The sequence below is a fragment of the Mycobacterium sp. ACS4054 genome (assembly GCF_001667275.1).
In the GTDB taxonomy this organism is placed as follows: domain Bacteria; phylum Actinomycetota; class Actinomycetes; order Mycobacteriales; family Mycobacteriaceae; genus Mycobacterium.
Map to the genome: position 1 here is coordinate 19,377 of NZ_LZHV01000025.1, position 10,680 is coordinate 30,056.

General features: G+C 71.0%; 5 protein-coding genes and 1 pseudogene. All 6 read right to left on the bottom strand.

The window, feature by feature from the left end; translation table 11 throughout:
• On the bottom strand, positions 1–3,957 hold the full coding sequence (gene eccCa / locus A5730_RS05045) for a type VII secretion protein EccCa (protein WP_067896493.1): 3,957 nt from the start codon (positions 3,955–3,957) through the stop codon (positions 1–3).
• Entirely contained in the window at positions 3,954–5,546 is a 1,593-nt protein-coding gene (gene eccB / locus A5730_RS05050) for a type VII secretion protein EccB (protein WP_067896496.1), read from the bottom strand. The genes eccCa and eccB overlap by 4 nt, the downstream gene beginning before the upstream one ends.
• Positions 5,543–7,396: a type VII secretion AAA-ATPase EccA gene (eccA, locus tag A5730_RS05055; RefSeq protein WP_067896509.1), complete on the bottom strand. Its 1,854-nt coding sequence runs from the start codon at positions 7,394–7,396 to the stop codon at positions 5,543–5,545. The genes eccB and eccA overlap by 4 nt, the downstream gene beginning before the upstream one ends.
• A 347-nt stretch (positions 7,397–7,743) precedes the next feature.
• Entirely contained in the window at positions 7,744–9,213 is a 1,470-nt protein-coding gene (locus A5730_RS05060) for a PPE family protein (protein WP_067896499.1), read from the bottom strand.
• A gap of 180 nt (positions 9,214–9,393) precedes the next feature.
• Positions 9,394–10,299 carry a class I SAM-dependent methyltransferase gene (locus A5730_RS05065; RefSeq protein WP_067896502.1) on the bottom strand — a complete coding sequence of 302 codons (906 nt, stop codon included), beginning with the start codon at positions 10,297–10,299 and terminating at the stop codon, positions 9,394–9,396.
• Between the two features lie 10 nt (positions 10,300–10,309).
• A pseudogene (locus A5730_RS05070) lies at positions 10,310–10,680 on the bottom strand (hypothetical protein); the annotation flags it as partial.

Here is a 10,680-nt window from a genome sequence, read left to right on the forward strand (position 1 = left end):
TTACTGTTGCGTTTCACCAAACATCGCGGCCTCACCCACCAGCGGGTTGACCAGCTGCACGTACGTCGGAGTGTCGCTGTCGCCCAACAGGATCGCCCGCCCGGCCGGCAGCCGGCCGAAGCGCTGGCCGCGGATCTTGCCGCTGTCCTGCGGGTTGCCCGCCAGCATCAGCGTGGTCGCCTGCAGGTCGTTGAAGCGGCGCAACAGGGTGTTCGTCATCAAGGCGTGCCCGGATCCGGTGGCGCGCGCCGTGACGATCACCCGCAGCCCCAGATCGGCCGCCTGCGAGAGGATCCCGATCAGCGGCGTCCAGGGGCGCTGCCCGATGTACGGGCCGCCCATCGCCGGCGCATCCGGGATCTGGTCGACGTCGTCGATGATCAGGTAGTGGGTGTGGCCCGCATACCTGAAGCGGGCCAGTTCGGCGGGAGGCAACCCGGCCGGGGGACGCCGCGACTCGATGAGGTTCGCCAGGCCCAACATCGCCGGGGTGATGCGGTCGATGTTGGCGGTGTACTCGTTGTCGGCGAACAGCGGCTCGTCGACCAGGTGCAGCCGCCGATCCACCACCGTGAAGGCCACCTGGTCGGGCGTGGAGTGCTCGCGGATGGTGCGAATGATGTGGCGCAGCAAGGTGGTCTTGCCGGACTTGCTGTCGCCGAACACCATCAGCAGCGGCTCGTCGGCGAAGTCGACGACGACGGGCGCGAGGTCCTCCTCGCGCTGCCCGATGACCACCTGCTCGGGACCGCGATAGAGCGCCCCGAGCGCCTCGGGGGCGAGGTTGGTCGGCAGCAGCCGCACCGGCGGCGCGGTGACGCCCGGGTAGCGGGCGTTCAGCGCGGCGATCTGGTCCAGCTCCGGCGCGGCGAACAGGAAGTGCTCTGCGGCCATCGTCAACCCGCGGCCCGGCTGGTCGTGCGGCACGGATTCCGCGGGGCGCCGCAGCGCGCCGACGAGCCGCACGTTGCTGTCCCGCGGATCGTGCAGCTTGAGCTCCAGCCGCAGGCCCAGGCCGTCGCGCATCGCCAGTGGCACCTCGAGCCAGCTCGGGGTGGTGACGACGACGTGGATGCCGTAGGCCAGCCCAACGTTGACCAGCTCGGTCACCTTGGCCAGCAACGGATTACGGGTGTTGAACTGGTCGGTGTTGTCCCGCCCGAACGCGTAGAGGTTGTCGATGACCAGGAACACCTCGCCGTACCCGTCGTCGGGGGCGGCGACGCGCGAGTCGCGGAACATCTCGCGCCGCTGCCGGGACAGCAGCAGTTGCTCGAGCTCGCCGAAGGTGCGCCGGATCCGCTCGGGTTCCAGGGCCGAGGCGACGCTGCCGACGTGCGCCAGGTCTTCCAGCGCCCGCAGCTTGCCGCCGCCGTAGTCCAAGCAGTAGAACGTGACGTCGCGCGGTGAGTGCAGGCTGGCCGCCGACAGGATGAACGTTTGCAGCGCGGTCGATTTCCCGGACTTGGGGCCGCCGTGGATCAACACGTTGCCGGCCGACGAGGTGGCGTCGAACAGCAGCGGGTCGCGGCGCATCTCGAAGGGTTTGTCGATCTCGCCGAGCGGCCACTGCCACTGCCGCTGCGGCACCCCGGCGCGCGCCAGCACCGCGGTCAGCGGGATCGGCTCGTCCAGCGGTGGCAGCCACAGCTGCGGCGCCTTCGGCCCGTAACGCGCCAACTGGTCGCCGATGGTGGCGATCAGCTTGCGCGGCGGCCCGGTGAACTCCTCGTCCTCGGGCGAGATGATCGTGTCCTGATCCGGCTCGACCCGCCCGGCCGTGAACAGCTTGGGCTCCGGGGCGGCGTGCACCACAAGGGCTTTCGCCTGACGCGGTGGATCGTAGATGCCGTCGACGTAGGTGCTGCGGAACTTGATCGGCGTCGCTCCCGGGGCCGGCACCAAGAAGCCCACGCCCTTGTGTTCCTTGCCCGATTCGATGTGGTAGGCGTCCTCCACCCCGATGATCTGGCGGGAAACGCTGGGGCTGGCCACCTTCAACCCGATGCGGTACGAGGTGTTCTTGTCGATGTCCTTGATCTTGCCCACGTCCAGCGTCTGGGACGCGAACAGGATGTGGATCCGGAACGAGCGGCCTTTGCGCGCAACGTAATCGAACAGCTCGGCGTATTCGGGGTGATCGGCGAGCATCAGGGTGAACTCGTCGGCGACCACGAACAGCGTCGGGATCGGCGGGAGGTCATGCCCGGCCGCGACGGCGTTCTCGTATTCCACCACCGAGTTGAACGCGCTGCCCTGCACGCGCCGGCCGGCCTCGCGCAGCAGCGTCTCGCGGCGGGCCACCTCCCCGCGCAGCGTGTCGGCGAACCGGTCGGCCAGCGACTTCTTCTCGGCCATGTTGGAGATCACCGCGACGACCTGCGGGAAATGCCGGAAGCTGTCGGCGCCGGCCTCGCCCTTGAAGTCGGCGTAGATCACGATCAGCCGGTCGGCCGAGTGGGTTGTCAACAGCGCCAACAGGATCGACATCAGGGTCTGCGACTTGCCGGATCCCGTCATACCGATCATCAGGCCGTGCGGCCCCATCCCGCCCTCGGCCTCGTCCTTCAGGTCGAAGATCAGCGGCTCGCCGGTCGCGGTGACGCCGATGGGCACCCGCAGCTCGTCCTCGCGGGGGCGCGGCGCCCACAGCGTGGGCACGTCCAGTCGCGAGGCGTCGCCGATACCCAGCAGGGTGGTGAAGGTGGCGCCGCGGGTGGCCGCCGACCGCAGGCCGGTGTGCGTCGGGTTGGAGTCCCAGCGGGACAGTTGGCGCGCCAGGTGGGCGGCATCGTCGGCGCCGAGCCGGTCGGCGTCGTCGATGTAGGGCCGCCAGCCGCCGGTCTGCCAACGCTCGATCGCGCCGTTCGCGACGCGCAGGATCGGCTTCTCCGGATCCGAATACTGTTCGCGGTGCGGCGGTGTGGCGCTGCGCTGCACGACGGTGACGCCCGCGCGGCCCAGCGCCAGCGTCGAGGTGTTCAGGTCGAAGTCGGGATCGTCGACGACGATCAGCAGGTGCCGCAGCGCGTCGGCGGCCCCGCCAGTGAAGGCGGGCCGGTCGACGAACGCGGGCCCCAACAGCAGCACGAGCTCGTCGGGGTTGGTCACCAGGAAGCGCGCCGGCCCGACACCGTCGAGTTCGCCCGGAACGTCGGTGTGCGGCAACCATTTCAGCCAGGACCAGTCGGGGCCCTCCAGGTCGCGGGCGACCAGGGCCACGCCCAGCACCGTCGGGTCGTGCCACGTCACCGCCTGGGCGATCCAGGCGCGCATCGCCGCCCGCGCCTCCTCGGCCTCGCCGAGCACGGTGATCCGCGAGACCTTGGTCAGATCGATTCCGGTCGGCACGTCGCGCACGATGCGGTGGGTATCGAGCAGGCTGCGTAATGCGCTGTGCGACACCGGCTCCAGGTCGACCTCGTCCGCCGTGTCGTTGACCCGCAGGGCGGTGCTCAGCGGCACCTCGTGCCGGCCGGCCCGCAGCACCAGGAAGTCCGCGTCGTGCGGGTCTCGCTCCCACTGCCGGCGCGAACCGGACACGCCGGCCAGGGCCGTCGGCTCCGGATGCGACCATTCGGCCGCCGCGCGCTGCTGGGTGGCCTGCGTGCGGATGTTGTCGCGCACCACCGACAGGTAGCGCAGGTAGTCGGCGCGCTCGGCGTCGACCTCCTCGGTCCGCGTCTTGCTGTCGTTGCCGCGGTACATCGCGGTGGCCGCCAGCAACAGCACGAACGGGAAGAACAGCGTCTGCGGGGAGATCAGCCGCATCCCGGTGGCGAACAGGGCCACGACCATGCCGACGATCAGGATCACCAGCACATAGGGCATCGCCCGGCGCAGGAACGACGGCGGGATCACCCGCGGCAATTCGGGCGGCGCCTCGATGTTGATGGTGCCCTTGCGGGTGACCGGGGGCGCCAGCCGCCGGCGGGCTTCGAAGATGAGTCGGCTCATCGGGGCGCTCCCTCTGCTGATGCCACGCGGCCGGGCTTGGTGTCGGGGGGTAGTCCGTCGTGCGCCAGCAGCGCGTCGGCGCGCGACAGCGTCGGGCCGCCGGCGAACAGCGACAGCACCGACCACGGCGCGGGCACCGCCGGCTCGCTCAGGCCAAGCGCCTCAACGGTTTTGCCGCGCCCGGCGGCCGCATTCTCGGCCTCGTTGTCGATGCCGTAGCGAACCCCGGTGTCGGACACCCAGAACAACGACCCGGTGCCGGGTGCACCCCCGCCGCCGGTGACGGTCTGGGCGAAGTAGCCGGTACCCGGCGCCAGCGCGACGCGGGTGGCGGTTGCCGGGGTGGCGCCGACCAGGTCGACGGTGCGGATCGATTCGGGTACGGGCAGCGCCGAGCCGGACAACAGGCTCAGCGAGCTGGTCGCGGCGCCGGCCGGCTTGCTCCAGTACGCGCACGTGACCGGGTCCTTGGCCGCGTCGACGAGCGTGACCTGCTGGTCGGGATAACGCGCCGTGTCCAGCATCCGCGACACCGGCAGCTTGGCCACCGCGTCCGCCCCCAGCCGCGGGGGTTGTTCCAGGCCATAGGAATTCGTGTTGCGCAGGATCGCCGCGAGCACCGGGGAGATGGGCTGCAGGCCGTCCGGCAACACCGCGTAGTAGCGCGCCGCACCGGGGTCCAGGGCGTACGACACCACGACCGCGCCGATCGGCGCGGGCACGCTGAAGGCGGCCGGGGCGCCGGCGTTCGGGATGCCCGGCGCCGTCAGCGGCGGCGCCTCGGGGATCGCGTTGAACAGTCCCAACGCGATGGGCCGGGGCGCGGGCACCTCAGAGTTGTTCAGCCCCAGGCCGAGTGCGTTCGTGACGGCGTGGTCGGACAGGTTGATCTGGCTGCGCCTGCCGTCCCAGAGCAACCAGGTGCTGTTGCCGCTATCGACCAGGATCGCCTGCTTCGCATCGAGTTTGGCGGCCCGCGCGCCGTCGCTGTCGGGGCGGCCGGCGATCACCGTGACGCCGGTGCTGTGGATGGCGTGTGCCGTGCCGCCGATGCCGTCACACACGGTCCAGTTGGCGTCGCGTGTGGTGTTTTGCACCATGCGCTCCGGCGCGCCCGGGATGCCGATCAGGTTGCCGCGCGGAAACCGGTCCAGCTCACTGCTTTTCACCGTGGTGGGGTTGACCGGCTTGCCGACGATGAGCCTGGCCGACGTCAGGTTGAGCACCGGGTGCAACTGGTCGCCCACCCGCACGTAGAGCGCGGCGGTCGCCCGGTCGGCGAGCACGGCGTTGGTGCCCACCGTCCCGTTGGGCCGGATCAGCGAGAACACGAAGCAACCGGCCAGGCCGGTGGCCAGCAGGACGACGCCCATCAGCACCGCGCGCGACTGGGTGCGCAGCGGGTCGACGAGCATCCTGGTGTCGTGCAGCGCGATGCCGGAGGCGATGCGCCGCATGACGAATCGCCAGCCGCTGACCTGGTGGCGGGTGACGAATCCGCGCCGGTATTCGACCCTGTCCGGGTTGTCGTTGACCGGGGTGCGCGAGGCGAACGAACGCCGGTCGTCGGACTCGTGATTCGAGGTCATGCGGGCACCGACAGCCCGAGGCCACGCAACAACGGCTGCACCGAGTTCTCGACATCTTGGTCGGTGATCGTCATCAGCTCCTCGTCACTGAACTCCCCGGTGCCGGCGTGTTCCGAATGGTCGAGCCGGAATTCCCGTTCTTCCTCGGAGCGTTCGACGATGTTGCGGACGAACCGGCCGTTGCCGGCGATGTCGAGGTTGCGCCGGGAGATCCCGTTGGCGTCCGGTGTCGACTCGGTGGCCAACTTGGTGAACAGCGCCTCCATGTGGTCCAGCGCGGCCTGCTCGAAGACGCTGTCGCGCTGCTCGGCCATCTTGTTCGCGATCTCCACCAGCTCCGAGGGCGCGTACGACGGGAAGTCGATGTTGCGGGTGAACCGGGAACGCAAGCCCTCGTTGGTGTCCAGGAACTTGTCCAGATCGGCGCGGTAGCCGGCGATGATGACCACCAGCCGGTCGCGGTCGTTCTCCATCCGCGCCAGCAGCGTGTCGATGGCCACCAGCCCGAAGTCGTTCTTGGCGCCGGTGGCGACCAGGGCGTAGGCCTCGTCGAGGAACAGCACGCCGTCGAGCGCGCTGTCGATGATCGCGTTGGTCTTGGCCTCGGTCTCGCCGATGTGCTGGCCGATCAGGTCGGCGCGGTGCACCTCTCGAATGTTTTCCCGCTTCAAAAGCCCCAGGCCGCAATAGATCTTGGCGACCACGCGGGCGATGGTGGTCTTACCGGTGCCGGGCGGGCCGGCGAACACGAGGTGGTGGGCGCGCTGCGCGACCGCGAGCCCGCGCTGCTTGCGCACCAATTCCATGGCGACGGAGCTCTTCAGGCGGGACACCTGGTTCTTGACCTCGTCCAGTCCGATGAATTCGGAGAGCTGAAGTTCGGCCTCGTGCAGCAGCACGGCCTTGCGCTCGTGGGCCGCGGGGTCAACGAAGTCCTCCACGCCGGGCTCGGTGTCCGGGTCCCAGGGGTCGGTGCGGGCCTCGATCCGCGCCGCGGTGGTGGTCACGATCCCAAAACTGGTGTCGGACAACGCCTGTTCGATCTGTTCGTTCTCCGGATGGGCCGCGTACAGATCCTGCAGCACCTCGCTCGCCGATTCCTCGTCGACGTGCGCCCGCAGCACCAGCGCCTTGGCCAGCGCGCCATCGACCGCCGCGACCGCGACGGGACCGTCGGGCTCCTCGAGGTAGGACAGCGCCGGGGCGAACATGCCCAGCCGCGCCAGCGCGGTGCCCAGTGCGATCTTGGCGGCGTGGCTGAACGCCTCGTCGAGGTCGGTGTCGTTGACGACCGGCGTCAGCAACTTCACGACGTCCGACCACCGCTCGGCGCGGTAGTTGATGACCACGGCGACCCAGCGCGCTTCCCGCCAGCTCGGGCGGCGCGCGGTGAGGCCGGTGACGATCCGGTCGGCGTCGGCGAACCGTCCGGCGGTGGCCAGGGCCGCCGCGTAGGCGAGGTGGAAGTCGTCCGGGGTGACGGCGCGGAACTGTAGGTACAGGCCGGTGTCATAGCGGAAGCCGAGGGCCCCAGGCGCCAGATCCACCTTGCGCTGCAACACCCCGGCCGTCGTCGCCGTCCGCGACACCGCCTCCAACACCCGCAGGGACGCATCCCCGGCGGCCGCCAGCCCGGTCCAGGCGTCGCACTGGTCGTGGGCGATGCGGGTCAGCGCGGTGAAGCCGGAGCGCGCGGCGGTGAGGTCGGCCGGGCGCTGGCGCTGGTACACCGAAATGCCGAGCGCGCGGCAACAGGTGGCGAACCGGCTGACGACGTCGCCGTCCACCTTGGTGTCCGCTCGCGAATTGACCGGCTGAACCGCCAGCAAGCCAGTGTCACCGACTTCCACGGCCACGTCTTTCCATGTATGTAGCCTCCCCTAACCTGACCCGCCTGAAGTTAGCATTGCATAAGCTAAGTGTCGAGGCGCGAGGGCCCGTCCGACTCACCACAACACTCCCCGTCCATTACCGCTAATGAGCACGTCAACGGCCATAATCAGCCGCACTTTCGGTCGTCTTCCCCGCTTCGGCGGGTTCGCGGGTGTTGTCAGCGGCTTCTAAGCGGCTGAGCTTATCGAAAATCATTTTCATTATCAATCCGAAGATCCCCGCCGGAAACCGCGACGAACACGCAGCCAGTAGTCGTCCGGCGCGCCCCGAAAGTTCCGGTCTCGAGCGAGGCCATCCGGCTTCCCTAGTCCGGCTCCCAGGAACCCGGCAGCATGGGCATCGACGGCCCGCCGCCGAACTCGTCGCCGGCCAGCGTCGCCAGGCCGGCCGCGTCGACGGCCCCCTTGCTCGCCGTCCCGGAGAAACCCAGCGGGCCCGCGCCGTGCGCGGACGCCGCCACGGCTTGCGGTTCGGGCTCGACAACGCCGTCTCCTACGGCGTCGCCGTCGACGAATTCGTAGCGGTAGCCGCGCTGGTGCTCGTCCATCGCCGCCCGCCGGCGCCGGCGCGCCTCCCGCCGCTCGCGCGCCGATTCCGCCGCGGCCGCCGCCGCGGCGGCCGCATCGGGCTGCGGTGCCTTGCGCTGCGTGCCGGCGCCGGCGCCCGACCCGGAGCCCACGGTCGGACCCCCGACGATGTACGGGTAGGCGGCGCCCTCGACGCCGGTGGGCGGCGGCGTTCCGGTCGCGGGGGCCGAGGCGGGCGCGGCGGTCGCCGCCGAGGCCGGAGCGGTGGACGGGGCGGGCGCGGCGGTCGCGGCGCCCACCGAAGAACCGCCGGCCGCCGCCGTCATGGTCGGCGCCTTGGGAAGCGGGGCGGCGGCCGCGACCGGCGCGGGGGCCGGGGACGGCTGGGGCTGGACCGTGGTCAACCCGGCCAGGCTGGCCAGGCCCGCCGCGGCCCCGGCCGGCAGGGCGAGCGCGAAGGCCGCGATCTGCGGGGCGAACGCCTGGAAGGCCTCGATCGCGTGGCTGAACTCGTCCGCGATCAGCAGCCCGATGTCCTGGACCAGCTGCGCCAGCGCCTCAGACGGGTTCTCGGGGAACTCCTCCAAATCCCTGCCGATGGTCTGGAAGATCTCCAGGAACCGGTTGATCCACCAGCTCAGCTGATACGGGTTGCCGCCGTCGTTGTCGACGATCCCGCCGTCGTCGGGCTCGTCGCCACCGTCATCGGCGTGCAGGATGACCGGCGCCGGGTCGGCCGGAGGCGCCGACGCCACCGCCGCGGTGGAGACCGCCTGATAGGTGGACATGGTGGTGGCGGCCTGCACCCACATCCGTGCGTAATCGGCCTCGTTGACCGCGATCGGAATCGTGTTGATGCCAAAGAAGTTGGTGGCCACCAACACCCCGTGCACGGTGTGGTTGGCGGCCAGTTCCGGCAGCGTCGGCATCGCGGCCAGCGCCGCGGTGTAGGCCGTGGCCGCGGTTTCGTGCCGGGCGGCGGCCGCCGCGCTGTTGGCGCTGGCCCGCGTCAACCACGCCAGGTAGGGCGCGTGGGCGGCCGCGTACTGCGCGGCGGTGGGCCCCTCCCACGCCCCGCCCTGCGTCGCGGCCAGGGTCGCGGACAGCTCGTCGGCCGCCGACGCGTAGGTCGCGCTCAGCGAGCTCCAGGCCGCCGCGGCGGCCAACAAGCCGCCCGGCCCGGGACCGCTGCTCAGCTCCGCCGAGTGCACCTCGGGGGGCAGTGCCATCCACACCGGGGCGGTCATTGCCCGCCACCGGCCCAACTGTCGGAGAAACCTCGTAGCGCCATGCGCCGAACTCCTCGCCGGACCGAGACCGGCGCCGCCCGGGCTGTTGGGCGGCGCACCGATCAGCCCGGTAGTAGTCGGGGCGCGGCGCGAAAAAGTTCCACCGCGGGATCAACTCATCGGGAACTCTTGACGAGCTCAGTCTTTGACGGCGCTCATCAGGGTGTTGCGGGCGACCATCGGGCCGGCGTCGACGTCCGGCCCGGGGACCGGCCTGCCGTTCTGGCGCAGGAAATCGGCCAGCGGGGTGCCGACGGCGGTCCAGCCGCGCTCGCCGAACCACTCGGTCGCCGGCGCGATCCGCTCGTTGTACACCAACTGATAGAAGGGCCGCTCGGCACCGTCGGCCATCGCGGCGCGCTCCTCGTCGCGTTTCGCCTCGAAGTCGGCCTGGTCGAGCGGGGCGCCGTCCTCGACGGCGACGTGGCTGCCCGGGGCGGCCAGGTTGTCGATGCCGGTGAACAGCTGCTCCTCGGCGGCGGCCGGGAGGTAGATGAGCAGGCCCTCGGCTATCCAGGCCGACGGCCGGCCGGCGTCAAAGCCGTTGTCACGCAGCGCCTGCGGCCAGTCCTCGCGCAGGTCCACCGCGATCTCGCGCCGTTCGGCGTTCGGCTGGGCGCCCTGGCCGGCGAGCACCTCGCGCTTGAAGTCGAGGACCTGCGGCTGGTCCAGCTCGAAGATGGTGGTGCCGGCGGCCCAGTCCAGCCGGTAGGCGCGCGAGTCCAACCCCGCCGCCAGGATGACCACCTGCCGCACGCCCGCGGCGGCGGCGCGGCGGAAGTACTCGTCGAAGTACTTGGTGCGGGCGCCCTGGAAGTTGACGAAGTGCTCGCCGAATTCGGGCGTCGTCAGCTCGTGGCCGGGGGCCTTGCCGTCCAGCACGTCGGCGGCCCACCCGCCCACGGCGCGGCAGAACACCTCCGCGTACGGGTCGACGGCCAGCGGGTCGGGCTTGCGCGCCTCCAACGCTCGGGCGGTCGCCACGAATAACGCCGTCGAACCGACACTTGTTGTGATGTCCCAGGTATCACCTTCGCTACGCACAGAGTCGACATTACCGGCGTCCGGCGTCGGGCCGATCCGGCGCGGTGGTCGCCCCGGGGCTCCAGCCGCCCGGCAGCATCGGTACCCGGGGCCCGGCCCCGAACTCGTCGGCCGACAGCGCTGTCAGTCCCGCCGCCGGGGCGCCGGCCCCCCGGCGCGCGGTTCCGGCGAACCCCAGCGCCGCGGCGCCGCGCTCCGATGCGACCGTGGACGGCTCGCCATCCGGGGCGCCCCAGTCCGGGTCGACGTCGACGTTCATGTCGGCGAACTCGTCGCCGTGGTCGCGTTGCGCCGCGCGCCGGCGGCGGCGCGGGGGGGCCGGTGCCGCCCCCCCCCCGCCCCCGCGGCCGCCGCGCGCTATCCGGCCCCGGCCGGGTGGTT

What these genes read in the sequence shown, in the direction of transcription:
- eccCa (WP_067896493.1), bottom strand. Translation starts at nt 3,957, where the DNA reads ATGAGCCGACTCATCTTCGAAGCCCGCCGGCGGCTGGCGCCCCCGGTC.
- eccB (WP_067896496.1), bottom strand. Translation starts at nt 5,546, where the DNA reads ATGACCTCGAATCACGAGTCCGACGACCGGCGTTCGTTCGCCTCGCGC.
- A5730_RS05060 (WP_067896499.1), bottom strand. Translation starts at nt 9,213, where the DNA reads ATGACCGCCCCGGTGTGGATGGCACTGCCCCCCGAGGTGCACTCGGCG.